The 23,467-nt window shown below is 73.7% G+C and carries 21 protein-coding genes and 2 pseudogenes; 14 read left to right on the forward strand and 9 right to left on the reverse strand.

Features of this window, described 5'->3' with window-relative positions; all coding sequences use genetic code 11:
* Positions 1-61: 61 nt before the first annotated feature.
* From ACGFZN_RS18960 to ACGFZN_RS18985, 6 genes are read left to right on the forward strand one after another with little or no spacing between them, the layout of a single operon-like run.
* Positions 62-1,528: a class I adenylate-forming enzyme family protein gene (locus ACGFZN_RS18960; protein WP_393859608.1), complete on the forward strand. Its 1,467-nt coding sequence runs from the start codon at positions 62-64 to the stop codon at positions 1,526-1,528.
* The gene (locus tag ACGFZN_RS18965) at positions 1,521-2,351 is read left to right on the forward strand and encodes an alpha/beta fold hydrolase (protein WP_393859609.1); all 831 of its coding nucleotides are present in this window, start codon (positions 1,521-1,523) and stop codon (positions 2,349-2,351) included. Before ACGFZN_RS18960 ends, ACGFZN_RS18965 begins: the two co-directional genes overlap by 8 nt.
* Positions 2,348-3,409 carry a RimK family alpha-L-glutamate ligase gene (locus ACGFZN_RS18970; protein WP_393859610.1) on the forward strand — a complete coding sequence of 354 codons (1,062 nt, stop codon included), beginning with the start codon at positions 2,348-2,350 and terminating at the stop codon, positions 3,407-3,409. The genes ACGFZN_RS18965 and ACGFZN_RS18970 overlap by 4 nt, the downstream gene beginning before the upstream one ends.
* Complete coding sequence (locus tag ACGFZN_RS18975) at positions 3,406-4,599, forward strand: AMP-binding protein (RefSeq protein WP_393859611.1); 1,194 nt, start codon at positions 3,406-3,408, stop codon at positions 4,597-4,599. The genes ACGFZN_RS18970 and ACGFZN_RS18975 overlap by 4 nt, the downstream gene beginning before the upstream one ends.
* Positions 4,596-6,032 (forward strand): DHA2 family efflux MFS transporter permease subunit, encoded by a 1,437-nt coding sequence (locus tag ACGFZN_RS18980; RefSeq protein ID WP_393859612.1) that lies wholly within the window; start codon positions 4,596-4,598, stop codon positions 6,030-6,032. Before ACGFZN_RS18975 ends, ACGFZN_RS18980 begins: the two co-directional genes overlap by 4 nt.
* Positions 6,029-7,681, forward strand: coding sequence for a 2-isopropylmalate synthase (locus ACGFZN_RS18985; protein WP_393859613.1), 1,653 nt, complete (start codon positions 6,029-6,031; stop codon positions 7,679-7,681). The genes ACGFZN_RS18980 and ACGFZN_RS18985 overlap by 4 nt, the downstream gene beginning before the upstream one ends.
* Here ACGFZN_RS18985 and ACGFZN_RS18990 read toward each other — a convergent pair.
* From ACGFZN_RS18990 to ACGFZN_RS19000, 3 genes and pseudogenes are all read right to left on the reverse strand, one after another.
* Entirely contained in the window at positions 7,662-8,534 is an 873-nt protein-coding gene (locus tag ACGFZN_RS18990; RefSeq protein ID WP_393859614.1) for an alpha/beta fold hydrolase, read from the reverse strand. The two genes, ACGFZN_RS18985 and ACGFZN_RS18990, sit on opposite strands and share 20 nt — an antisense overlap.
* 61 nt (positions 8,535-8,595) lie before the next feature.
* A pseudogene (locus ACGFZN_RS18995) lies at positions 8,596-8,898 on the reverse strand (cupin domain-containing protein); the annotation flags it as partial.
* Between the two features lie 75 nt (positions 8,899-8,973).
* Entirely contained in the window at positions 8,974-9,990 is a 1,017-nt protein-coding gene (locus ACGFZN_RS19000; RefSeq protein WP_393859615.1) for a zinc-dependent alcohol dehydrogenase family protein, read from the reverse strand.
* Between the two features lie 161 nt (positions 9,991-10,151).
* On the opposite strand from ACGFZN_RS19000, the gene ACGFZN_RS19005 reads away from it, so the two are divergent.
* From ACGFZN_RS19005 to ACGFZN_RS19015, 3 genes are read left to right on the forward strand one after another with little or no spacing between them, the layout of a single operon-like run.
* A complete protein-coding gene (locus ACGFZN_RS19005; protein ID WP_393859616.1) occupies positions 10,152-11,051 on the forward strand; it encodes a helix-turn-helix transcriptional regulator in 900 nt (299 codons plus the stop codon).
* A complete protein-coding gene (locus ACGFZN_RS19010; protein WP_393859617.1) occupies positions 11,048-11,488 on the forward strand; it encodes an SDR family NAD(P)-dependent oxidoreductase in 441 nt (146 codons plus the stop codon). The genes ACGFZN_RS19005 and ACGFZN_RS19010 overlap by 4 nt, the downstream gene beginning before the upstream one ends.
* Positions 11,485-11,781, forward strand: coding sequence for a hypothetical protein (locus ACGFZN_RS19015; RefSeq protein WP_393859618.1), 297 nt, complete (start codon positions 11,485-11,487; stop codon positions 11,779-11,781). The genes ACGFZN_RS19010 and ACGFZN_RS19015 overlap by 4 nt, the downstream gene beginning before the upstream one ends.
* Positions 11,782-11,793: 12 nt before the next feature.
* On the opposite strand, the gene ACGFZN_RS19020 is transcribed toward ACGFZN_RS19015, so the two are convergent.
* Positions 11,794-12,153 carry a hypothetical protein gene (locus tag ACGFZN_RS19020; RefSeq protein ID WP_393859619.1) on the reverse strand — a complete coding sequence of 120 codons (360 nt, stop codon included), beginning with the start codon at positions 12,151-12,153 and terminating at the stop codon, positions 11,794-11,796.
* Here ACGFZN_RS19020 and ACGFZN_RS19025 point away from each other — a divergent pair.
* A pseudogene (locus ACGFZN_RS19025) lies at positions 12,112-12,377 on the forward strand (carotenoid oxygenase family protein); the annotation flags it as partial. The gene ACGFZN_RS19020 and the pseudogene ACGFZN_RS19025 overlap by 42 nt on opposite strands.
* 212 nt (positions 12,378-12,589) lie before the next feature.
* Here the strand turns inward: ACGFZN_RS19025 and meaB are convergent.
* The 4 genes from meaB to ACGFZN_RS19045 all read right to left on the reverse strand — a co-directional run bounded on the left by meaB (position 12,590) and on the right by ACGFZN_RS19045 (position 18,161).
* Positions 12,590-13,585 (reverse strand): methylmalonyl Co-A mutase-associated GTPase MeaB, encoded by a 996-nt coding sequence (gene meaB / locus ACGFZN_RS19030; protein WP_393859620.1) that lies wholly within the window; start codon positions 13,583-13,585, stop codon positions 12,590-12,592.
* Between the two features lie 7 nt (positions 13,586-13,592).
* Complete coding sequence (gene scpA, locus ACGFZN_RS19035) at positions 13,593-15,767, reverse strand: methylmalonyl-CoA mutase (RefSeq protein WP_393859621.1); 2,175 nt, start codon at positions 15,765-15,767, stop codon at positions 13,593-13,595.
* Positions 15,767-17,566 carry a methylmalonyl-CoA mutase family protein gene (locus ACGFZN_RS19040; RefSeq protein WP_393859622.1) on the reverse strand — a complete coding sequence of 600 codons (1,800 nt, stop codon included), beginning with the start codon at positions 17,564-17,566 and terminating at the stop codon, positions 15,767-15,769. The genes scpA and ACGFZN_RS19040 overlap by 1 nt, the downstream gene beginning before the upstream one ends.
* Before the next feature lie 85 nt (positions 17,567-17,651).
* Complete coding sequence (locus ACGFZN_RS19045; RefSeq protein WP_393859623.1) at positions 17,652-18,161, reverse strand: MarR family winged helix-turn-helix transcriptional regulator; 510 nt, start codon at positions 18,159-18,161, stop codon at positions 17,652-17,654.
* Positions 18,162-18,295: 134 nt separating this feature from the next.
* On the opposite strand from ACGFZN_RS19045, the gene ACGFZN_RS19050 reads away from it, so the two are divergent.
* The gene (locus tag ACGFZN_RS19050; protein ID WP_393859624.1) at positions 18,296-18,811 is read left to right on the forward strand and encodes a YceI family protein; all 516 of its coding nucleotides are present in this window, start codon (positions 18,296-18,298) and stop codon (positions 18,809-18,811) included.
* A gap of 9 nt (positions 18,812-18,820) precedes the next feature.
* Here ACGFZN_RS19050 and ACGFZN_RS19055 read toward each other — a convergent pair whose 3' ends face one another.
* Positions 18,821-20,563: a hypothetical protein gene (locus ACGFZN_RS19055; RefSeq protein ID WP_393859625.1), complete on the reverse strand. Its 1,743-nt coding sequence runs from the start codon at positions 20,561-20,563 to the stop codon at positions 18,821-18,823.
* 279 nt (positions 20,564-20,842) lie between these two features.
* Here ACGFZN_RS19055 and ACGFZN_RS19060 point away from each other — a divergent pair, with 279 nt between their 5' ends.
* The 3 genes from ACGFZN_RS19060 to ACGFZN_RS19070 all read left to right on the forward strand — a co-directional run bounded on the left by ACGFZN_RS19060 (position 20,843) and on the right by ACGFZN_RS19070 (position 23,310).
* Positions 20,843-21,232 (forward strand): cell division protein SepF, encoded by a 390-nt coding sequence (locus ACGFZN_RS19060; protein ID WP_393859626.1) that lies wholly within the window; start codon positions 20,843-20,845, stop codon positions 21,230-21,232.
* Positions 21,233-21,748: 516 nt separating this feature from the next.
* Positions 21,749-22,945 carry an ATP-binding protein gene (locus ACGFZN_RS19065; RefSeq protein ID WP_393859627.1) on the forward strand — a complete coding sequence of 399 codons (1,197 nt, stop codon included), beginning with the start codon at positions 21,749-21,751 and terminating at the stop codon, positions 22,943-22,945.
* Positions 22,942-23,310 (forward strand): nucleotide pyrophosphohydrolase, encoded by a 369-nt coding sequence (locus ACGFZN_RS19070; protein ID WP_393859628.1) that lies wholly within the window; start codon positions 22,942-22,944, stop codon positions 23,308-23,310. Before ACGFZN_RS19065 ends, ACGFZN_RS19070 begins: the two co-directional genes overlap by 4 nt.
* Positions 23,311-23,467: the final 157 nt, after the last annotated feature.

Consider the following 23,467-nt stretch of genomic DNA (forward strand, 5'->3'; position numbering starts at 1 on the left):
CCGTCCGCTTCCCGGCCGGCGCCGCACCGGGCCGGTGGCCGGCCGCTCATCGAGGTGAAGCGTGCTCTACCAAGCCCTGAGTGACATCGCGGCCCGCCGGCCCGACCACCGTGCCGTCACCACCACCGACGGCACGGCGGTCGGCTACGCGGAACTGGTCGCGCTGGTCGACCGCACGGCCTCCGGACTGCACCGCCACGGCATCGCCGCCGGCGACACCGTCGCCTGCTCGCTGCGCAACAGCGTCGGCTATGTGGCCCTGATCCTGGCCGTGGCCCGCACCGGCGCCCGCTATGTGCCGCTGATGAGCAACTTCGACACGGCGGACACCGCGACCGCGCTGCGTCTGACCGGGCCGCGCCTGATCGTCGCCGACCACGACCGCCCGTTCCCCGCGGGCTCCCCGCCCCGGGTCCGGCTCGACGACCTGACCCGCACCGCACCCGCACCGCGCCCGCCCGCCGAACACCACGCCGGCGTCTTCCGCGCCCTGTGGACCTCCGGATCGACGGGCTTCCCCAAGCAGATGGTGTGGCGGCAGGACAGGTTCCTGCGCGAGCGGCGCCGCTGGCTCGCGGACACAGGGATCACGGGCGACGACGTGTTCTTCTGCCGGCACACCCTCGACGTCGCCCACGCCACCGACCTGCACATGTTCGCCGCCCTGCTGTCGGGCGCCGAACTCGTCCTCGCCGACCCGCACGCGGAGCCCGCCGTCCTGCTGCGGCAGATCCAGGAGCACCGCGCCACCGCGATGAGCGCGCTGCCCCGCCACTACGAGGAGTACGTGCGCGCGGCCGCCGGCGGCCCGGCCCCGGACCTGTCGCGGCTGCGCCGTCCGCTGTGCGGCGGCGCCTACCTCAGCCCGGCGCAGATGCGGGACGCCGCCGGCGTCCTCGGCATCCACATCCGGCAGATCTACGGCTCCACCGAGTTCGGCCTGGCCCTCGGCAACATGACCGACGTGCTCCAGGCGGAGCGGGGCATGTTCCCCGTGCAGGGGGTGGGCGTCCGCCTCGAACCCCTCGCACCGGACCGGCCGGACCTCGGCGAACTGGTGCTGCGGTCGGACTGCACCAGCGAGGGCTACGTCGGCAGCGACGAGGCCAACGCCCGTACCTTCCGCGGCGACGAGTTCTGGACCGGCGACGTGGCCGAGCGGCAGCCGGACGGCTCGCTGCGCATCCTGGGCCGGGTCACCGAGATCCTGGCCGCCGCCGGCGGACCACTGCCCGCGCCGGTCCTCGACGAGGAGATCGCCGCCCAGTGCCCGGTCCTGGAATCGGTGGCGCTGCCGGCCCGGCCCGGCGCCTACGGCAACGAGGTGCTGCTCGCCGTGCACCCCGACCCCGCCCGGCCCGGCAGCGAGGTCCGCAAGTCCGTCGAGGCCGTGCTGCGCGGCCACGGCCTCGCGGGCACCGTCCGCCTGACCGGCGACATCCCGCACACCCCGGTCGGCAAGCCCGACAAGCCGGCCCTGCGCAGACGCTGGGAGACCGACACCGCTACGGAGGTGCCGCATGCCTGAACTCACCCTGGACGACGGCGGGCAGGTGCACTACGAGGACACCGGCGACGGCCCGCCGCTGCTCCTCGTCCACGGCCTCGGCGCGCCCTCGGCCTTCTTCGCCCGCACCGTCCCCGCCCTGGCCACCGGCCACCGCGTCCTCACCGTGGACCTGCGCGGCCACGGCGCCACCCCGCAGGGCACCGAGCCGGTCACCGTGGACCGCTGTGCCGCCGATCTGCACGCCCTCACCGAGAAACTCGACGTACGCGGGCTGACACTGGTCGGCTGGTCCCTCGGCGCCACCGTCGCCTACCGCTACCTGGACCGGTACGGCGCCGACCGGGTCACCGGCCTGGTCTCCGTCGAGCAGACCCCGTACCTGCTCGGCGAGGACGGCTGGGAGCACGCGGCCTTCGGCGGGCTGGACGCGGCCGGCGCGGCGGACGTGGAGCGGATGCTCGGCGCGGCGGACCGCACCGTCACCGCGGACCTGGTCCGCGGCTTCTTCGCAAGGGGCACCACCCCCGAACCGGAACTGGCCGACGCGCTCACCGACGCCGCGGCCGGCTGCCGCCCGGACGCCAAGCGGCAGCTGTGGCGGGACGCGCTGCGCCAGGACTGGCGGCGCCGCCTGCCCTCGCTCGGCGTGCCCGTGCTGTTCCTGCACGGCGCGCTGAGCCAGGTCTACCCCACCTCCGTCGGGGCCTGGCTCGCGGCCGCCGTACCCGGGTCCCGGCTGGAACTCTTCGAGCACAGCGGACATCTGCCGTTCCTGGAGGAGCCCGAGCGGTTCCACCGCGTCATCGGGGCGTGGACGGCACAAGGAGGGAAGCGTCGATGAGCACTGCACCCGCCGGGCGGGCCGCCGGCCGCCGGCTGTGCTGGATCTACCCGGACCGCGGCACCGAGCGGATGCGCACCAAGGAGTGGACACACGTCTGGGGCGTGTACGAGGAGGTGGCCCGGGAGCGCGGCTGGGCGCTGTCCCTGCACAAACCCGAAGAGGTGTCCGTGGACGCCACCGGCCCGGGCACCCCCCGCGTCTTCCTCGACGGCACCGAAGTCACCCCCGCCGACACGGTGTTCGTGACCTCCCTGTGGTCCCTGGCGCACCACACCGTGGACGTCTGCAACCAGCTCTACCTGTACACCATCCTGGAGGCGGCGGGCTTCTACCTGCCCATCCCGCCCCGGCTGTCCTTCCTCGCCAACGACAAGACGGCGACCATGCTGCACCTCGCGGACAGCCCCCTGCCCCAGGTGCCGACCGTGCGGATCGGCGTCGGCAGGGACGCGCCGGCCCGGACCTACGAGGCGGCCCTGGACGGGCTGAGCTATCCGCTCATCGTCAAGCCCGCCTACTGGGGCATGGGCCAGGGCGTGTGCCTGGTGCGCAGCGCCGAGGAGCTCAAGGGCGTGGTCGGACTCGCCGCCGGCGCGGAGACCGCGCTGGTCTGCCAGCCGTACCTCGGCGAGGGCATCAACGACTTCCGGGTCTACGTCGTCGACGGCAAGCCGCACACCGTACTGCGCCGCATCCCGAAGGGCGCGTCGCTGACCGCCAACCTCTCCTCGGGCGGCGCCATGGAACACGTGCCGCTGCCGCCCGAACTGGCCGGCACGGTCGCGTACGTCGCCGGGCGCATGCCCATGCCGTACATCGCCGTCGACTTCCTGCACGACGGCGAGCGGTTCTGGCTGTCGGAGGTGGAACCCGACGGCGCGGTCGCCTTCCCCGGCTCGGAGCAGGCGGCCCGCGAGCAGCGGCAGATCATCGCCGCCCGCTTCGACGCCTACCGCGCCGCACACGAGGAATTCCTGCGCGGCACCGGCGAACCCGCGGACCGGCACACGGCCCACAGCCACGGCACGCACGACGCGGAGGACCGCACGCGATGATCGGGCACATACCCACCGACGACCTGCTCGCGCACGCCAGGAAGCTGGCCGACGCCGGCGGCCTCGCCGTGCCGGACACCGCGCGGGAGGTGACCGACCTCCCGGTCAGCGGCCCCCGGGAGATCTACACCCTGACCCGCCTGGCCGCCCGGGACGCGGGCAGCGTGCTGATGTCGAGCGGCGGCACGACCGGCACACCGAAGCTGACCCATGTGCCGCACGGCATGGGCCTGGACCGGCTGCTGGACTCCTGGCGGCCCCTGCGGCCCGGCGACACCCTGCTCAACCTGTTCAACGCGGGCCGCATGTGGGGCTCCCACTACTACATGCAGACCCTCGCCGAGAAGTGCCGCTGCACGGTCGTCCCCTCGGGCCCCTACGAGCCCGGCGAGGTCGGCCGCTGGCTGGACATGTTCGGCGAGGTCGGCGTCACCGCCCTCGCCGGCACCCCCACCGGGCTCGCCGACTTCGCCCGGGGCGTCCTGGACGCCGGGGGCGCCCTGCCCGTGCGGACCATCGTGTGGATGGCCGAGCCCTGGACGGGCAACAAGCGCGACCTGGTCCGCGAGGCGTTCCCCGGTGCCGGGCTGTGGGGCAACTACGGCTCGGTGGAGACCTGGGTGATGGCCGCGAACCAGCCCGGCTGCGACGAGACCGTCCTGCACCTGCTGCCCGGCCAGCTGATGGAACCGGACGAGGACGGCGCCCTGCTCAGCCGGGTCGGCGACGGCTGGACCGTCCCCGTCGTGCGCTACCGCCTCGGCGACCGGGTGGCGCCCGCCGCATGCCGCTGCGGCCGCCCCGACGGGCTCACCGTGCTCGGCCGCGCCGACGACGCGGTGACCCTGCGCAGCGCGCTGTTCAAGGTGAGCGAGCTGATCGACGTCGTACGCGGCGAACCGGGCGTCGTCGAGGCCCAGTTGCGGCTCACTCGCAGCACCGACTCGGCCCGCGCGGCGAGTGCGCTGACCCTCGACTTCACCGGCACCGCCGACCCCGAGGCCGTATGCGCCCGGCTGACCGGCGAGTTCTACCACCTGGCCGCAGTGGCCCGGCAGTACCCCGGCGCCCTGCGCGCCCGCCGGGTGGACCGCCTGGCCCGGGTCGAACGGACCAACAAGGTCCCGGCGATGCTGTGGCAGGACGCCGACGCCGGCGCACTCCCGGAGAACGGCGGGAGCACCGCATGAGCAAGGTACGCGGCAACCCCTGGGCGATCCTGGTGGTGCTGTCCCTCGGCTTCTTCATGACGCTGCTGGACCTGACGATCGTCAACATCGCCATCCCCAGCATGATCCACAGCCTGCACGCCTCGTTCGACGAGGTGCTGTGGTCGATGAACGGCTACATCCTGGTGCTCGCCGCCCTGCTGATCACCGCGGGCCGCCTGGGCGACCTGCGCGGCCCGCGCCAGCTGTTCGCCGCGGGCGTCGCCCTGTTCACGCTGGCCAGCCTGGCCTGCGCCCTGGTCGGCGGCCCCGCCGAGCTGATCGCCGCCCGCCTGGTGCAGGGACTGGGCGCGGCGCTGCTCGTCCCGCAGACCATGACCCTGATCGTCGGCGCGTTCCCGGCCGAGCGGCGCGGGGCCGCGCTCGGGGTGTGGGGAGCGGTCGCGGGCGTCGCCGCCGTGGCCGGCCCGGCGCTGGGCGGCCTGCTGGTCAGCGGCCCCGGCTGGCGCTGGATCTTCCTGGTCAACGTGCCCGTCGGCGCGGTCGTGCTGGCGGTGCTGTTCGTCGTCGTCCCCGACATCCGGCAGGGCGCCACGCACCGTCTGGACCTCACCGGCGTCCTGCTGTCGGCGGCCGCCGTGTTCTGCCTGACGTTCGCCCTGACGGAGGGCGAGCGCTACCACTGGAACGGCGTCGTCTGGGCCCTGTTCGCCGCCTCCGCCGTGCTGTTCACGGCGTTCACCGCGCAGCAGCGGCGCCGCCAGGACCGCGAGCCGCTGGTGCCGTTCGCGCTGTTCCGCAGCCGCAACTACACGGCGATGAACGCGGTCTCGGCCGCCATCTCGGTCGGCGTGCTCGGCCTGATGCTGCTGCTGTCCCTCTACTTCCAGAACGTGCTGCACTTCAGCGCGCTCAAGGCGGGCCTCGCGCTCGCCCCCGCCTCCGTGGTGTCGATGCTCCTCGCGCCGTTCGCCGGGCGGCTCACCGACAAGGTCGACGGCAAGTACGTGCTGCTCACCGGCATGCTGCTGACCGCCGTCGGCATGCTGTGGAACGCGCTGGCGATGGGCCCGCACACCGCCTGGGCGGCCTTCGTCGCCCCGATGATCGTGGTCGGCGCGGGCAACGGCTGCCTGATCGCCCCGATGGCGGCCGTCGCGATGCGCGGCGTCGAACCCGCGGTGGCCGGCGCGGCCTCCGGAGTGCTCAACACCGTACGGCAGCTGGGCTCGGTGGTCGGCAGCGCCGCGGTCGGCGCGCTCGTGCAGACCCAGACGGCCGGCGGCCACGACGGCGTCTCCGCCATGCGTACGTCGATGGCGCTGCCCATCGCGGTCATCGTGCTCGGCGCCGTCGCCTGCGCCACGGTCCGGCGCGAGGAGGCCGCCCCCGCGCGCGAGACGCCGCCCGCGGCGGCCGAGGCCACGACATCCCCAGGGAGCGCACCCTCATGACACCGCCCCACGCCCCCGGCCCGCAGGGGGGCTTCCGCACGGCCGGCCGCCCCGGAGTCATGCCGTCCTGGCGCTACGCCCCATGGCGGCCCGCCGACCTGCCCGATCGCACCTGGCCCGGCAGGACCCTCGCCAAGGCACCCCGCTGGCTCTCCACGGACCTGCGCGACGGCAACCAGGCGCTCATCGAACCGATGAGCCCGGACCGCAAGCTGCGCCTGTTCGAGACGCTGACCGCGATGGGCTACCGGGAGATCGAGGTCGGCTTCCCGGCCGCGAGCCGCGCCGACCACGCGTTCGTGCGCCGGCTGATCACCGAGGACCGGATCCCCGACGGCGTACGGATCTCCGTGCTCACCCAGGCCCGGGACGAGCTGATCGAACGCACCGTGCGCTGCCTGGCCGGCGCCCGCGCCGCCACCGTCCACCTCTACAACGCCACCTCGCCGCTGTTCCGCCGCGTGGTGTTCGGCGTGACACGGGAGGAGTGCACAAACCTCGCGGTGCGCGGCACCGAGCACGTCCTGAAGTACGCCGAGCGGCATCTTCCCGGCTGCGACCTGGGGTTCGAGTACTCGCCCGAACTGTTCAGCGAGACCGAGCACGAGGTCGCGCTGGAGGTGTGCGAGGCCGTCATGGACGTCTGGCAGCCCGGGCCGGACCGGGAGATCGTCCTCAACCTGCCCGCCACGGTCGAGCGCACCACCCCCAACGTCTACGCCGACCAGGTGGAGCGGATGAGCCGCGCCCTGTCCCGCCGCCGGTACGTCGCCCTCTCCGTCCACCCGCACAACGACCGCGGCACCGCCGTGGCCGCCGCCGAACTGGCCGTGCTGGCAGGCGCCGACCGCGTCGAGGGCTGCCTGTTCGGGGGCGGCGAGCGCACCGGCAACGTCTGCCTGGTCACCCTCGGCCTCAACCTGCACGCACAGGGCATCGACCCCGGCATCGACTTCTCCGACATCGACGCGGTCCGGCGCACCGTCGAGGAGTGCACGGGCCTGCCGGTCCACCCCCGCCACCCCTACGCCGGGGACCTGGTGTACACCGCCTTCTCCGGCTCCCACCAGGACGCCGTCAAGAAGGGCTTCGCCGCGCTGGAACAGCGGGCGGCCGCCGACGGGGTGCCGGTGCGGGAGGCCCGCTGGGAGGTGCCGTACCTGCCGATCGACCCGGCGGACGTCGGCCGCTCGTACGAGGCCGTCATCCGGGTCAACAGCCAGTCCGGCAAGGGCGGGGTGGCCTACCTGATGCGCCGGCACGGCTTCGAGCTGCCACGGCGGCTGCTGATCGAGTTCGCCCGCGCGGTGCAGGCCCACACGGACGCGGACGGCGGCGAGATCAGCGCCGAACGGCTCGGCGAGCTCTTCCGCGCCGAGTACCTGGACCCCGCCGACGCCGAGGGCGCCGTCCCGGACACCGGCGTCCGGGTCCTCTCCCACACCGAGCAGCACTGTCCGGCACCGGCCGGCGGCACTCCCGACGTCGTCGTCTACGCCGAGTGCGCCGTCACCGGCCCGGCCGGCCCGCGAACCCTCTGGGGCGTCGGCCTCGCACCGACCCCCGCCGAAGCCCTCCGGCGCGCCCGCCGCAGCGCCACCACCCGCGCCGCCCGCCTCCCGGTCGCGGTCAGAAGGCCAGTGAGGTGAAGAAGCGCTGCAGGGCCGCCGTGACCTCCGTGGGGCGCTCCAGGGGCGGCAGGTGGCCGGTGTCGGGGAGCTGAAGGTGCCGGGCGCCCGGGATGTCGCTGGCGAGGCGGGCGGAGACCTGGAGGATCTCCGGCACGTCACACAGGCCGCTGACGACCAGGGTCGGCACCGTCACCTCGGCGAGCCGGTCCCGGGCCGGGGGACGCGCCGTCAGCTCGGCGGTGCGCGGGCCGCCCCAGATCCGCCGCCGGGTCAGCCGGGCCATGTCCACGGCCCGCCGCCACACCTCGGGATCCAGCGCGGTACGGTCCCGGCCCTCGCCGGCCACCAGGAACTCCGCGTCGGCCACCGCCACCGCCTCCAGGTCCGCGGGGTCGATCCACTCGGCGGCGCCCTCCTCGTAGCGCCGCAGCCGCTCCTCGGGAACCGCGCCGAGCAGCCGCCGCCGGGCCCGGCGCACCATCGCCGGCGGCCAGGTGTGCCCGGACAGGCCGGAGGCGATGAGCACCAGCGCCCGGAACCGGTGCGGCGCCGTCAGCGCGGCGTCCAGCGCGATCCGGCCACCGTCCGACGCGCCCACCACCGCGGCCCGCTCCACCCCCCACTCGTCCAGCAGACCGAGCAGGTCCAGGTGGTGGGCGACCTCCCCGGCCGGGTCCGCGGAGCCGCCCCGGCCCCGCCAGTCGTGGCGGAACACCCGGTACCGCTGCGCCAGCGCCGTGAACTGCGCGTCCCACATGCGCCGGTCCGCGCACCCCGCGTGCACGAACACCACGGGCTCCCCGCTGCCCGCCTCCTCGTACGCGATCCCCGCCCGTGCCACCCGGATCCGCCGGGCCGTGCCGATGACCAACACCCACCTCCGCGCCGTCGCTCTCCGCGTCCAGCCCCAGACCTACCCACCACCCCGGCCCCCGCCCGGCACGTTCACCCCGGGTGTGCTCCTCGTCGGCCTCGAACAGGACGCGGTCGCCGGGGCGGATGACCTCGATCGGTCCGCCCCGCCGCCGGCACAGGCCGACGCCCTCGGTGACGAAGACGGTCTGGCCGAGCGGGTGCCGGTGCCAGTGGGTGCGCGCGCCGGGCATGAAGTGCACCAGGGAGGCGGTGACCCGGGACGGCTCGGGTGCGGCGGCGACGGCGTCGATGTAGACGTCGCCGGTGAACCAGTCGGCGGGACCCTTGACGGTGTCGATCGAGCTGCGGGTGATCTGCAAGGCCGTGCTTTCTCTTCGGGGCGTTCTCTTCGGGTGCCGTGCGGGACGGTGAGACGTGTGCGTGGGCGTGGGCGGTCAGGGCTGCAGCAGGGCCTTGATGGCGCGGCGCTCGTCCATCGCCCTGTAGCCCTCGGCGACCTGCTCCAGCGGCAGGGTGAGGTCGAAGACCCTGCCGGGGTCGATCCGGCGGGTCAGGACGCGCTCGATCAGGTCGGGCAGGTAGCGGCGCACGGGGGCCGGACCGCCGCGCAGGCCGACGTGGGAGAAGAACAGCTCCTGGCCGTCGACGGCCACCTCGTGGGGGACGCCGACGAAGCCGACGTTGCCGCCCGGCCGGGTCGCGTGCAGGGCCTGCCGCATGGACTCGGCGGTGCCGACGCACTCCAGCACCGAGTCGGCGCCGATGCCGTCGGTGAGGTCCCTGATCCGGGCCACGCCCTCCTCGCCGCGCTCGGCGACGATGTGGGTGGCGCCGAACGCGCGGGCCAGTTTCTGGCGGGGCTCGTGGCGGCTCATGGCGATGATCCGCTCCGCGCCCATCTCCTTGGCGGCGATCACCGCGCACAGGCCGACCGCGCCGTCGCCGACGACCACGGCGGTGGAGCCCGGCCTGACCTCGGCGGCGTCGGCGGCGTACCAGCCGGTGCCCATCACGTCGGAGACGGCGAGGAGGCCGGGCCAGAACTCCTCGCCCGGCACCTCCTCGGTGGCCACCAGGGTGCCCTGGGCGTTGGGGATGCGCACGTACTCGGCCTGGCAGGTGCTCATGAACTCGCGGTTCAGGCAGTTGGACTGCCAGCCGCCCAGGCAGTTGGCGCAGGTGTTGTCCGAGGTTGCGAAGGAGCCGACGACGAACTGGCCGGGCCTGACGGCGGTGACCTCGCTGCCGACCTCCTCCACGAAGCCGACGTACTCGTGGCCCATCGGGTGCGCCTCGTCGGTGGCGTCCAGGCCGCGCCAGGGCCACAGGTCGGAGCCGCACACGCAGGTGACGGCCGTACGGATGATCGCGTCGGTGGGCTGGAGGATCTTCGGGTCGGCGAGGGTCTCGAAGCGCACATCGCCGGGGGCGTGGATCACTGCTCCGCGCATGAGAGGAGTTCCTTACGTGCTGGGGGGTGGTGGGCCGCTGCCGCGGCCGGGAAGCATCGCGTCTTCCAGGTAACCGGTTCCCGGCGCGCTCAGCGAGTCACCGGTGAGAGGTGTACCGCCAGTACATCCCTCGCAGGGCGGACAGGCCGTACGGTCGAGGGGTGGACAACCGTGACGAGGTCCGCGAGTTCCTCACCTCGCGGCGAGCGAAGATCACCCCGGAGCGGGCCGGGCTGCCCGCGGGCTCCCGGCGCCGGGTGCCGGGGCTGCGCAGGAGCGAGGTCGCGGCGCTGGCCGACATGAGCGTGGAGTACTACGCGAAGCTGGAGCGCGGCAGTCTCGCCGGTGTCTCCCCGGCCGTCCTGGAGGCCGTCGCCCGCGCCCTGCAGCTGGACGACGGGGAGCGCGCCCATCTGCTCCATCTGGCCCAGGCCGCCGACGGCTCGGACGTGCTCACCCGCCCCCGGCGCCGTGCCGGCGCCCGGCAGTGGACCCCGCACCGCAGCCTGCAGTGGACGCTCGACGCGATCACGGCGGGGCCCGCGTTCGTGCGCAACGGCCGGATGGACGTCCTGGCCGCGAACTCCCTCGCCCGCGCCTTCTACACGGACCTGTTCGCGAACCCCGGCAACCAGGCGAACCTGGCCCGCTTCCAGTTCCTCGACCCCGCCTCCCGGCGCTTCTACCCCGACTGGGAGCGCTTCGCCGGCATCGCGGTGGCCATCCTGCGCACCGAGGCCGGGCGCGACCCGTACGACAAGGACCTGCACGACCTCGTCGGCGAGCTGTCCACCCGCAGCGAGGAGTTCCGCACCCGCTGGGGCGCGCACGACGTCCGCCACCACGGGACCGGCACCAAACGGTTCCACCACCCCGCCGTCGGCGCGCTCACCCTCGCCTTCGAGGGGCTGGAGATGGCCGCCGAACCCGGTCTCACCCTGACCGTCTACGCCGCCGAACCCGGCTCGGCCTCGGAGGAGGGGCTGCGGCTGCTCGCCTCCTGGGCCGCCACCGAGGAGGCCTCCGCGCGCGCGGCGGAGCGAGGGGCGGCGTCCTCGTGAGCCGGATCCTGGTGACCGGTTCCGCGGACGGTCTCGGACGTGCCGCGGCCGACGCGCTGCTGTCCGCGGGACACCAGGTCGTGGTGCACGCCCGGAACCCGCAGCGGGCGAGGAGCCTGGACGACCTGACCGGCCGCGGGGCGGACCTCGTCGTCGGCGACCTCGCCGACCGGGACGCCGTACGGCGCCTCGCCGCCGAGGTCGAGGGCACCGGGCCGCTCGACGCGGTCATCCACAACGCCGGCGTGTGGAGCGGGCCGGCGGTCATGCCGGTCAACATCGTCGCGCCGTACCTGCTCACGGCACTGCTGCCGGGGCCGCGCCGGCTGGTGTACCTGAGCAGCGGCTCGCACTTCGGCGGGCGTCCCGAGCCGGCCGGCGTCGACTGGCGGGGGCGCGGCGCGCCGGGTCGTACGCCGACAGCAAGCTGTTCGTGACGACGCTCGCGGCCGCGGTGGCCCGGCTGCGTCCGCGGGTGACGAGCAACGCCGTCGACCCCGGCTGGGTGCCGACGAAGATGGGCGGCCCGCACGCGCCGGACGACCTCCAACTCGGCCACGAGACACAGCAGTGGCTGGCCACCGCCGACGACCCGGAGGCCCTGACGACCGGCGGGTACTGGTACCACCGCCGGCGCCGGCCGCCGCACCCCGCCGTCCACGACGAGGCGTTCCAGGACCGCCTGCTGCGCACGCTGGCCGAGGAGACCGGCACCGAGCTGCGGCCCTGACCGGGGCCGGAGCTACTTGACCTGCTCGGCCGCCCAGACCGCCCAGTCCCGCCGCATCTCGTAGAAGCGCAGGCCGTACTCCAGGGCGATGCGGCCGTAGACCGACAGGTCGTCGTCGTCCCAGTCGACGGTGCCGACGAGGCGGCGCAGGTCGTCGTACAGCTCGGCGGACTGCCCGGCCAGGCCGGTCGGATAGGCGTGGGCCTGGCCGGATTCGAGGACGCCGAGGAAGAAGACGCGCAGCAGGACGTCGCTGCGCGTGGTCCGCTGCGGTCTCGTCTCCGTCAGCCAGTGCCGCAGCTCGGCCAGGCCCTCGCCTGCGACGACACGCTCGTGCGGTACGACCTGACCACCGGCGCCGTCACCGCCCACGACTTCGGGCCCGGCCGCACGCCCGGCGAGGCCGCCTTCGCCCCCGCCGACGACGTGGCCGGCGGCCCCGGCCGGCTGATGACCTACGTGTACGACGCCGCCGCCGACCGCAGCGACCTGGTGGTCCTGGACGCCGGCGACCTGGCGGCGGAACCGGTCGCCACGGTGTCCACCTGCCCGCCCGGGTGCCCTTCGGCTTCCACGGCAACTGGCTGGCGGACTGACCGGCCGGTGCGTGCAAGCGCCTTTTTAGGCCTGATGACGTTCCCCGGGCGCTTCACCGACCAGCTGATGCCCGGTGAACTCTCCCACGTCTCCCGCCGGCGTGGACGAGGACCCGGCCGAGTCCCACATCGTCCGGGGCATCGACCAGCCGGCCCGGCGAGCCGCCCGCGGGCGCCCGCCGGGGCCGGTGCCGCCGCGGGCGGCGGTGCCGTCAGGAGGAGCCGGACGTCCCCCGGAACGCCTCCAGGATCCGTTCCGCCGCCAGGGTCGCCGTCAACGAGCCCTCCCGTACCGCCCGTTCGAGGGCGGGCGCGACCTCCCGTACCGCGGGGTCGGCGTGCAGGCGGCCCAGCAGCTCGTCGCGGACCATCGCCCACGTCCAGCCGACCTGCTGGTCCCGCCGCTTGGCGGTGAGCCGCCCGGTGGAGTCCAGCAGGGCCCGGTGCTGCTCAAGCCGCTCCCACACCGTCTCCAGGCCGGTCGACTCCCGCGCGGAGCAGTGCAGCACCGGAGGCGTCCAGAACGCGTCCTTGCCGTGCATCAGCCGCAGCGCGCCCGCCAGTTCACGGGCGGCGGCGCGCGCGTCCCGCTCGTGCGGGCCGTCCGCCTTGTTGACGGCGATCACGTCGGCCAGCTCCAGGACGCCCTTCTTGATGCCCTGCAGCTGGTCGCCGGTGCGGGCCAGGGTGAGCAGCAGGAAGGAGTCGACCATGTCGGCGACCGCGGTCTCGGACTGGCCGACGCCGACGGTCTCCACCAGGATCACGTCGTAGCCGGCCGCCTCCATGACGACCATCGACTCGCGGGTCGCCTTCGCCACCCCGCCCAGCGTGCCCGCGCTGGGGGAGGGGCGCACGAACGCGTCCGGGTCCACGGCCAGGCGCTCCATCCTGGTCTTGTCGCCCAGGATGGAGCCGCCCGTGCGGGTCGAGGACGGGTCCACGGCCAGCACCGCGACCCGGTGGCCCAGCGAGGTCAGCATCGTGCCGAACGCGTCGATGAACGTCGACTTGCCGACACCCGGCACCCCGCTCACACCGATCCGCCGCGCCCGGCCGCTGTGCGGCAGCAGCTGCGTCAGCAACTCCTGTGCCAGCGACCGGTGCTGGGGCCGGGTGGACTCCACGAGCGTGATCGCGCGGGCCACGACCGCCCGCTTTCCGTCGAGCACGCCCTTCACATAGGCGTCGAGATCGAGCGGTGCCATCGGCGCCCTACAGCTCGTGGCCGAGGTCGGCCGACAGCCGCTTCACGAGGTCGTACGCCGCGTCCGGGATCACCGTCCCGGGCAGGAACACCTCCGCCGCGCCCATCTCGCGCAGCGTCGGCACGTCCTGCGGCGGGATCACCCCGCCGACCACGATCATGATGTCCTCGCGGCCCTCCTCGGCGAGCTTCTCGCGCAGCGCCGGGACGAGGGTCAGATGGCCCGCGGCCAGCGAGGACACGCCGACCACGTGCACGTCCGCCTCGACCGCCTGCCGGGCGACCTCCTCCGGCGTCTGGAACAGCGGACCGACGTCGACGTCGAAGCCGAGGTCGGCGAAGGCGGTCGCGATCACCTTCTGCCCGCGGTCGTGGCCGTCCTGGCCCATCTTGGCGACCAGGATGCGCGGCCGGCGCCCCTCGGCCTCCTCGAAGGCGTCCACCAGGGCACGGGTGCGGTCCACGTTCGGGGACTGGCCTGCTTCGTTGCGGTACACACCGGAGATCGTACGGATCTGGCTCGCGTGCCGGCCGTACACCTTCTCCAGGGCGTCCGAGATCTCGCCGACGGTCGCCTTGGCGCGGGCCGCGCGCACGGCCAGCTCCAGCAGGTTCTCCCTGCCGTCGGCGGCCCGGGTCAGCGCGTCGAGGGCGTCCCGGCAGGCCTGCTCGTCCCGCTCCGCCCGCAGCCGCCGCAGCTTCTCGATCTGCTGGGCGCGTACGGCGGAGTTGTCGACCTTGAGGACCTCGATCTGCTCGTCGCTGTCCACGCGGTACTTGTTCACGCCGATCACCGGCTGGCGGCCGGAGTCGATCCGCGCCTGGGTGCGGGCCGCCGCCTCCTCCACGCGCAGCTTCGGGATGCCGGCGTCGATGGCCTGCGCCATGCCGCCCGCCTGCTCGACCTCCTGGATGTGCGCCCACGCCTTGCGCGCCAGGTCGTAGGTGAGCCGCTCCACGTACGCGCTGCCGCCCCACGGGTCGATGACCCGCGTCGTGCCGGACTCCTGCTGGATGAGCAGCTGGGTGTTGCGGGCGATGCGCGCGGAGAAGTCGGTCGGCAGGGCGAGCGCCTCGTCGAGGGCGTTGGTGTGCAGCGACTGGGTGTGGCCCTGGGTCGCCGCCATCGCCTCCACGGCCGTACGCGTGACGTTGTTGAACACGTCCTGCGCGGTCAGCGACCAGCCCGAGGTCTGCGAATGGGTGCGCAGCGACAGTGACTTGGTGTTCTTCGGCTCGAACTGCGAGACCAGCTTGGCCCACAGCAGCCGGGCCGCGCGCAGCTTGGCGATCTCCATGAAGAAGTTCATGCCGATCGCCCAGAAGAACGACAGCCGGGGCGCGAACGCGTCCACGTCCAGGCCGGCTTCGCGCCCCGCGCGGATGTACTCCACGCCGTCCGCGAGCGTGTACGCCAGCTCCAGGTCGGCCGTCGCGCCCGCCTCCTGGATGTGGTAGCCGGAGATGGAGATGGAGTTGTACCGGGGCATCTTCTGCGAGGTGTACGCGAAGATGTCGGAGATGATCCGCATCGACGGCTTCGGCGGATAGATGTAGGTGTTGCGGACCATGAACTCCTTCAGAATGTCGTTCTGAATGGTTCCGGCCAGCTTCTCGGGCGGTACGCCCTGCTCCTCCGCCGCCACGATGTACAGCGCGAGGACCGGCAGCACCGCGCCGTTCATCGTCATCGACACCGTCATCCGGTCCAGCGGGATGCCGTCGAACAGCTGCCGCATGTCGTAGATGGAGTCGATGGCCACGCCCGCCATGCCGACGTCGCCGGTCACCCGCGGGTGGTCGCTGTCGTAGCCCCGGTGCGTGGGCAGGTCGAAGGCGACCGACAGGCCCTTCTGGCCGGCCGCCAGGTTGCGCCGGTAGAAGGCGTTGGACTCCTCGGCGGTGGAGAATCCCGCGTACTGCCGGATCGTCCAGGGCTGGTTGACGTACATCGTCGGATACGGGCCGCGCAGATACGGCGCGATGCCCGGGTAGGTGCCCAGGAAGTCCAGGCCCTCCAGGTCACGGCCGGTGTACAGCGGCTTGACCCCGATGCCCTCCGGGGTCTCCCACAGCGGCTCTTCGCTGCCGGTCGCCCGCGCGACGGCCGCACGCCACTGATCGGCGCCGCCGTCGACGGCCGGCGTCCCCAGCTCGATGCCGGAGAAGTCGGGGATTCCCATCAGGACACTCCCATGCGGTCGAGGGTCGCGGACAGCACGTCGACGGCGTCGCAGCCCGCGAAGACACAGCTGTCGACGCCGGCGTACGCGCCGCGGCCCGCCAGGAACACATGCCGGGCGCCGGACGCCTTCAGCGACTTGGCCGCCTGCTCGGCCTGCTCGGCGTACAGGGCGTCGCTGGAGCACAGCACGGCCTCGGTGGCGCCGCTGTCCTCGAAGGAGCCCTCGGTGACCGGCTCGATGCCGCCCGCCTGGAAGAGGTTGGCGGCGAAGGTGGCGCGCGCGGTGTACTCGGCGGCCGAGCCGAGGGTCGCCAGGAAGATCCGGGGGCGGGCGCCGGTCGCGGCCAGGTGGGCGTCGGAGCGGGCGCGCAGCTCCTCGAACGCCTCGTCGCGGCGCACCCGCGGCAGTCCGCCGGACGGCGGCAGCGGCGCGGGCTCGCGCTCCACCGGCTTCTCCGCCAGCAGCGGGAACTCGCTGACACCGGTGATCGGTTCGCGGCGCTTGGCGAGCCGCTTGGAGCGCTCCGCCCAGGTCGTCGCGAGGTCGGTGCGCAGCCGGCCCGAGCGCAGCACGGCCGCCTGACCGCCGTCGCGCTCGATCGTGCGGAAGAACTCCCAGGCCGCCTGGGCGAGTTCGTCGGTCAACCGCTCCACGTACCAGGCGCCGCCCGCCGGGTCGATGACCCGGGCCAGGTGGGACTCCTCGATCAGGATCGTGGAGGTGTTGCGGGCGATCCGGCGGGAGAACGCGTCGGGCAGGCCGAGCGCGTGGTCGAACGGCAGGACGGTCACGGCGTCGGCGCCGCCCACCCCGGCCGCGAGCGTCGCGACCGTCGTGCGGAGCATGTTCACCCACGGGTCGCGGCGGGCCATCATCACCGGCGAGGTCACCACGTGCTGCACCTGGGCGCCCGGGGCGCCGCAGACCTCGGCGACCCGCGCCCACAGCCGGCGCGCGGCCCGCAGCTTGGCGATGGTGAGGAACTGGTCGGCGGTCGCGGCGTAACGGAACTCCAGCTGCCCGGCGGCCTGTTCGACGCTCAGCCCCGCCTCGGTGAGCTGCCGCAGATACGCGACCCCGGTGGCGAGCGAGGCGCCCAGCTCCTGCGCGGCCGAGCCGCCCGCCTCGTGGTAGGGCAGCGCGTCCACGGTCAGCGCGCGCAGCCCGGGGTACTGCTCGGCGCAGCGCGCGGCCAGGGCGGCGTACGGCGCGAAGTCCAGGGCGGCGCCGGTGCGGGCCTCGTACCCGAGCGGGTCGCCGCCCAGATTGCCGCGTACGGCCCCGGCGGCCACGCCCTTGTCCGCGTACAGCCCGAGCAGCGCCTCGGCGGCCTGCTCGGTGTCGCGGCCGGCGTCCAGCACGACCGGCGCCAGGTCGAGGTACACGCCCTGAAGGGCCTCGCCCAGCCGGCCGACCGGGATGCCGCCCTCGCCCAGCACGAGCCACAGCGAGGTGCCGCCGTTCTCCAGGTCGTTCAGGACGGCGCCCTCGGCGAGGGCGGTGTGCCGCTGCCGTACGTCCCAGCCGCCCGCGGTGTTCCCCTCGGGGCGGCTGCCGCGCACGTACGGCGCGAAGCCGGGCAGGCCGGGGTCGGGCGCGGCGTCGCGCGCGGTGTACAGGGGACGGGTGCGCAGCCCGTCCTCCAGCGTCGTGGACAGGGCGTCCTCAACTGCCGCGCCCGAGACTTCCTTGCCCGACTTGCGCAGCACGCCCTCGACCAGGCGTTGCCACTGCTCGTGCGTCGCGTCAGGGAACTCGGCGGCCAGTGAGAGCCCGTCGTCAGGCAGGACCGTCATGGCTGGGATGCTAGGGCAGGGCGCTCAACCGCGACTAAACGCAGCCCTGTGAGGTTTCTCCTCTTGCCTTTGTGACCTGCGTCGCTCAGCCCTGGGAGGCGGCTTCGCCGGGCTCGGGAAGGTCGGGTACGAGCGCGCACACGGCGGCGCGCTGGTCGGGACCCATGGAGTCGGCGAGGGCCTGCCGGACGGTCGTGGCGAGCAGCGCGGAGGTCTCGGCCAGCAGGTCGCGGGCCTTGTCGGTGAGGGCGACCTGGACGCCGCGCCTGTCGCCGCACACGGACGTGCGGGCGACCAGACCGGACCGCTGCAGGCAGGCGATCTGGTAGGTGAGCCGGGTCTTGGGGCGGCCGAGGAGGTCGGCGACCTGGGTCATGCGCAGCCCGGTGCGCGGCTGTTCCGCCAGCAGGCACAGGATCAGGAACTCGTCGTGGGAGACGTCGAGGGTCTCCTTCACGGCCGACCGCAGCCGCTGCTCCACGGTGCCGGTGGCGGCCAGCAGGATCATCCAGGCGCGCAGCTCGGCGGGCAGCAGGCTGCCGGCCGAAGCGGGGCAGCGGAGCCGGTCGGCGGGATGCGCGTCGGGGGCGGACATGGCTCGAGTCTACCTGTTGTCCAATTTTGGACACCTTGTCACCGGAAGGACCGGAAGGGTTGTCCAAATTTGGATGAGCAGCTAGCGTGGCGCTCATCGTCCAAATTTGAACCACTTACCTCGGGAGCACGACCATGACCGTCGCCGTGCAGACAGGCACCTGGCAGCTCGACCCCGCCGCGTCCACCGTGGCGCTGCGGCACAAGACCTTCTGGGGGCTCGTCACCGTGAAGGGCACGTTCACCGGCGTCACCGGCGGCGGAGAGGTGCAGGCCGACGGCTCGGCCACCGGCACCGTGACCCTCGAGGCGGCCTCCCTGGACACCGGGCACGCCAAGCGGGACACCCACCTGCGCTCCGCCGACTTCTTCGACGCCGCCGAGCACCCGGAGATCACCTTCGCCGTCCGCGCCGCCGAGCGCCTCGACGGCGACGCCGTACGGGTCACCGGCCGGCTGACCGTGCGGGGCGTCAGCAAGCCGGTCACCTTCACCGCACACCTGGCCGGCGCCGACGGCGACGCGCTCACCCTGGACGCGGAGTTCACCGTGGACCGCGAGCAGTTCGGCATGGGCTGGAACCAGCTGGGCATGATGCGCGGCCTCACCACGGTGACGGCGAGCCTGCGCTTCCGGCCGACGGGGGCCTGAGGGGCCCGCTCAGCGCTTCGGCGCGCGGTGGCCGTTGCCGGCCGCGTCCTGGATGCCCAGCTCGGCGCGGCTCACGTCCTTGGTGGAGAGCGTCTGCGGGGTCGCCGTGAAGGCGCGCAGCCGGATGTGCGTGTACTTCTTCCCGGGCAACGGGTATCCGCCCTTGGGCGCGCGCAGTTCGACGGTCGCCGTGGTGTGCGCGGGGATCGTGGCCGGGCCGTGCGCCAGCGACCAGTACCGGCTCATGCCCTGGCCGGACGTCAGCATGTAGTGCGGGGTCAGCGCGGTGCCGCCGGTGTTGGTCACCTTCACGGTCAGCGCCGACAGCGTGTGCCGCGGGCCGTGCCGGTTCGCCGTGATGTCCATGCTCAGCGGCGGCTTCCCCGTCACCGCCAGGGTCGCGCTCACCAGCGCGGGCAGCACCAGCACCACCACGGCCGCCGCCAGGGCCGGCCGGCGGCGCCTGCCCGTCAGCCACCGGGGACGCGGCTGCCACGCGTTCCTGAACTCCTGCAGGGGCGCGCTGACCGCCGCCGTCAGCCACAGCGGCGTGTACATCAGGTAGTAGCCGTCCTGGGAGCGGGTCGCCAGGTAGAAGGCGCACCAGGGCAGCACGGTCGCGGCCGGGCCGAGCCGCCGTACGAACAACACGAACAGCACGAACAGGGCGGCGGCGAGCAGCATGCTGGCGTGCCCGTACCAGTCGAGCCGGTCGCTGCCGTGGGTGAAGTACAGGGAGACGTCGACCAGGCCCTGGCCGTGCAGCACCGCGCCCTGGGTCAGCGGCAGGGCGATGCCGTCCAGCCACGGCCCCGGCTCGGTGACGATGAAGTAGGCGTTGATCAGCAGCCAGGTCAGGGCGGCGGTCCCGGCGATCCGCAGCACCACCCGCGCGGCCTCGCGCCCGCCGAGTTCACCGCGGCGCACGGCGTAGATCCCGGCCAGCAGGAACGGGGTGACGAACCAGGGCAGTTGCTGTGCCGCGCACGCGGCGCCGATGCACGCCGCCCGCGCGATCCCGGCCGCGCCCAGCCGGCCCCCGGCACCGAACCTCGGCCAGCGCATCACCACCGGCACCAGCAGGACCAGCCCGATGATCGCCGGGTAGCCCTGACGGGCGTACATAGGCAGGAAACTGAAGCCCAGGCAGACCATCGTGGCCGCCGAACGCCACGGCGCCGGCAGCAGCCGCCACAGCACGACCGCGCCCAGGATCAGGACGACCGTCACCGCCAGCGTCGCCGGGGCGCCGGCGTGGCCGATCCACAGGAAGGGCACGGTGAGCAGCGGCGCCAGCGGGGGATAGCCGTACGTGAAGTCGTAGCCGCCGGTCGTCGTGGCGGTCAGGGCGACGCCCTTGATGCGGAACAGCCACGGCCAGGGCTGGTCGTACACCTGGTGTCCGTGCGCGATCTGGTGGGCGGCCTGCGTGGTCAGGACGGCCTCGTCGCCGCCCGCGTGGTTCAGCGCCCAGGTGCACAGGGTGAGCGCGATCGCGGTCACCAGCACCACCGCGTCCAGGCGGGCCAGGGAGCGCGCCCGGCGGACGGTCAGCGTGAGCACGCCGGTCACCAGGATCGAGGCGTAGCAGACGGAGATGACCGCGGCGAGGACCAGCTTGTGCGTGGCCGCCTGCGTCCACACCGCGCGGGTGCCGATGAACAGGCTGACGTCGGCGAGCAGCGTCAGCACGCGATGCCACTGCGCGGGAGGTTCGTGGATCTCCGCGCGGGCGACCGGAACGGCGGACACCGCCGACTGCGTCCGCCGGCCGGCTGTCACCTGCTGTGTTTCTGCCAAGTGCACGGGAATGGACGCTATCGGGGACGGATGTGCGACACGTGGCGCGGGGTGAAGAGAACGGTATGAGGGCGGTAAGAAGCGGGCGTAATCGTACATGTGGCGCGGGTCGCTCCCGGCCACGTCGCACCGGATCGGTCGCGCAGTGTGTCGCTGTTGGGCTGAACGGGTGACTTGGCGTAAGAATTGGCTGGTGCAGGCATCGAGTGCGAGTCAGGTCGGGGGGAGCCGGTGAGCCGCTACGACGTCACCGATGAACAGTGGGAGGGGCTCGCCCAGGTCGTGCCGCTGCGGGGCCGGGACGCCTGGCCGTCCGCGGTGAACCACCGCTCGCTGCCGGACGCCGAGACCGAGACCCGGCGCCGGTTCGTGGTCCTGCGCGTCAACGTCTTCGCGGACGCCCGCGACGTCGCCGAGACCCTGATGGCCGGCGCGCCGGTCCTGCTCGATCTGACCGGCGCGGAGAACGAGGTCGCCAAGCGCGTCCTCGACTTCAGCACCGGCGTCGTCTTCGGCCTGGGCAGCGGCATGCACCGCGTCGACCGCAACGTCTTCCTCCTCACCCCGCCGGGCACCGAGGTGAGCGGCTTGATGGAGGGCGTGGGAGTCTCGGGCGGCTGAACGCCAGGGAAGCGAGAGCGGCCACGCCGGGGCGGGCCGAGCGGGAAGCCGCCGGTGTGCTTCTGACGCCCTCGGCTTTTCGGGCGAGGTTGAGCTGGGCCGCAGGGCGACGCGGGGGGCTCCGGGCGGGTTGAGGGGGCCGCAGGCGGTGCTGGCGGGTTCCGGGTCGGTTGAGCGGTTTCTGCGGCGGTCGGTGGACTCCCAGGGTGCTTTGAGCGGGGCCTCCGATGGGCGATCGACATCCCGGCTCTTCGGGCGGGGCTGCAGGCGGTCGGCGGGCTCCGTGGGGTGCTTTCGGCGGGCGATCGGAGAGGCGGTGCGTCGGCCCGCGGGGCTCGGCGCCGGGCGGGCGTGCGTGGCGCGGGTGGCCCTCCGGGCAGGTGGTCGGCGTCGGGGTTTCCGGGTCACTCGTCCGGGCGGGGCGGGGTGTGTTTGACGGCGGGCGGACCGCTCGATCGTGGGAAGGCGCCGGTGCTCAAACGGTTCGGCAGACGGGGCGGGGCCTACGGTCCGGGCATGGCCGTGCCTTCCGTGTCCGCTGAGCCTCCCGCCGCCGAGGTGTCCGCCCCGACCGTCCCCGCGCAGTCCCGTCAGTCCCTGGACGTGCGGGCCCGGATCACCGAGTTGCGGCTGTCGGCCTTCGCCGGGCACCGGCGGGCCGGGTTCGCGCTGGGCGCCGTCACCCTGTTCGCCGGGCGCAGCGGTGCCGGGAAGACGACGGCGCTGGCGGCGTACGAGGCGCTCGCCCGGCTCGGCGGCGGTGCCTCCTTGTGCGAGGCGTTCCCGGACCCGGTGGCCTGTGTGCCGGAGCGGGCGCGTCCCGATGCCGGCGGGCGCCGGGGCTTCCGGATCGGGTGCACGGCCGACGGCGCCGAGGGACCGGTCCGGCTCGACCTCGCCGTACAGGCCGAACCGGACCTCAGGATCGTCGGCGAGCGGCTGACCGCGGGCGGCGTGGTCCTGCTGGAGACCGCGCTGCGCGACCCCGGCCGCCGCAGCGTCCAGGCCGCCTGGCACACCGCGGGCGCCGCCCCGGTGACCCGCGCCCCGCTGCCCGACGACCGCCTCGGCACCGCCCTGCTGCCGCTGCGCGTGGCCGGCAAGACGGACGGGCAGCGGCAGGTGCTCGCCGCCGCCGAGCAGATGGTGGTCGCGCTGCGGTCCGTGTTCCCCTGCGATCCCCGGCCCGAGTGCATGCGCCGCCCCGTGCCCACCGGCTCCGGCCGGCTGCTGCCCGGCTGCGACAACCTCGCCGACGTGCTGTGGCGCACCCGGGCCGAGTGCAGCCGCCGGCACGGGCTGCTGGTCGACGCGCTGCGCGCCGGATGCGCGGGCCCGGTGACCGACCTCCTCGCCGAACCGCTGCCCGACGGCACGGTACGGGCGCTGCTCGACCGCGGCGACGGCCCGCGCACCGAACTCGCCCGCCTGGGCGACGGCGAACTCCGCTACCTCGCGCTGACGCTGGTGCTGCTGACCGGGCCCGGCGTGCTGGCCGTGGACACCCCGGGAGAGGTGCCCGACGCGCTGCGCACCCTCACCGTCCTCGCCGACGGCTTCGACCGCGGCCTCGACCCCGTCCAGCGCCGCGAACTGCTGTCGACCGCGGCCCGGATGGGCGAGCGCGGGCACATCCGCTGCGTCGCCGCGGTCAGCGACGCCTCATGGGCCACCGGGACCGACGGCGTCACGGTGGTACACCTGGACGCGTGACGGAACCTCTCGACCTCGCCCGGCTGCAGCGCCGGCTCGCCGAGTTCGCGGCCGCGCGGAACTGGCAGCCCTACCACACCCCCAAGAACCTCGTCGCCGCGCTCAGCGTGGAGGCCTCCGAACTGATGGAGATCTTCCAGTGGCTGACGCCGGAGGAGTCCGCGCGGGTGATGGACGACCCCGGCACCGCGCACCGGGTCACCGACGAGGTCGCCGACGTCCTCGCCTATCTGCTGCAGTTCTGCCAGGTCCTCGGCATCGACCCGCTGGCCGCCCTGGACGCCAAGATCGACCGCAACGAACAGCGTTTCCCCGTACCTGGAGCGCAGAACGCAGCCGTGCGCCCCCAAGGGCCGGACTCCTGAACTCCGTTATCACTCTCCGCAGTCAAATCGCCTGTCGAATCCGAATTGTTGTCCACAGATTTCGGTCTACCTCTGGCTTTTCGTCCTCAGGTCCTTCACTCTGGGTAGTGGACAAGGGAGTTCCGGCGGGCGTGCGAGGGGGCACGCGGAAGGGACG

Origin of the sequence: Streptomyces sp. NPDC048192 (assembly GCF_043202415.1) — a bacterium.
Lineage (GTDB): Bacteria > Actinomycetota > Actinomycetes > Streptomycetales > Streptomycetaceae > Streptomyces.

Excerpts from the sequence above, each read along its gene's own strand:
- ACGFZN_RS18985 (WP_393859613.1), top strand. The coding sequence starts at position 6,029 with ATGACACCGCCCCACGCCCCCGGCCCGCAGGGGGGCTTCCGCACGGCC.
- ACGFZN_RS18975 (WP_393859611.1), top strand. The coding sequence starts at position 3,406 with ATGATCGGGCACATACCCACCGACGACCTGCTCGCGCACGCCAGGAAG.
- scpA (WP_393859621.1), bottom strand. The coding sequence starts at position 15,767 with ATGGGAATCCCCGACTTCTCCGGCATCGAGCTGGGGACGCCGGCCGTC.
- ACGFZN_RS19065 (WP_393859627.1), top strand. The coding sequence starts at position 21,749 with ATGGCCGTGCCTTCCGTGTCCGCTGAGCCTCCCGCCGCCGAGGTGTCC.
- ACGFZN_RS19000 (WP_393859615.1), bottom strand. The coding sequence starts at position 9,990 with ATGCGCGGAGCAGTGATCCACGCCCCCGGCGATGTGCGCTTCGAGACC.
- meaB (WP_393859620.1), bottom strand. The coding sequence starts at position 13,585 with ATGGCACCGCTCGATCTCGACGCCTATGTGAAGGGCGTGCTCGACGGA.
- ACGFZN_RS19050 (WP_393859624.1), top strand. The coding sequence starts at position 18,296 with ATGACCGTCGCCGTGCAGACAGGCACCTGGCAGCTCGACCCCGCCGCG.
- ACGFZN_RS18965 (WP_393859609.1), top strand. The coding sequence starts at position 1,521 with ATGCCTGAACTCACCCTGGACGACGGCGGGCAGGTGCACTACGAGGAC.
- ACGFZN_RS18970 (WP_393859610.1), top strand. The coding sequence starts at position 2,348 with ATGAGCACTGCACCCGCCGGGCGGGCCGCCGGCCGCCGGCTGTGCTGG.
- ACGFZN_RS18980 (WP_393859612.1), top strand. The coding sequence starts at position 4,596 with ATGAGCAAGGTACGCGGCAACCCCTGGGCGATCCTGGTGGTGCTGTCC.
- ACGFZN_RS19045 (WP_393859623.1), bottom strand. The coding sequence starts at position 18,161 with ATGTCCGCCCCCGACGCGCATCCCGCCGACCGGCTCCGCTGCCCCGCT.
- ACGFZN_RS19040 (WP_393859622.1), bottom strand. The coding sequence starts at position 17,566 with ATGACGGTCCTGCCTGACGACGGGCTCTCACTGGCCGCCGAGTTCCCT.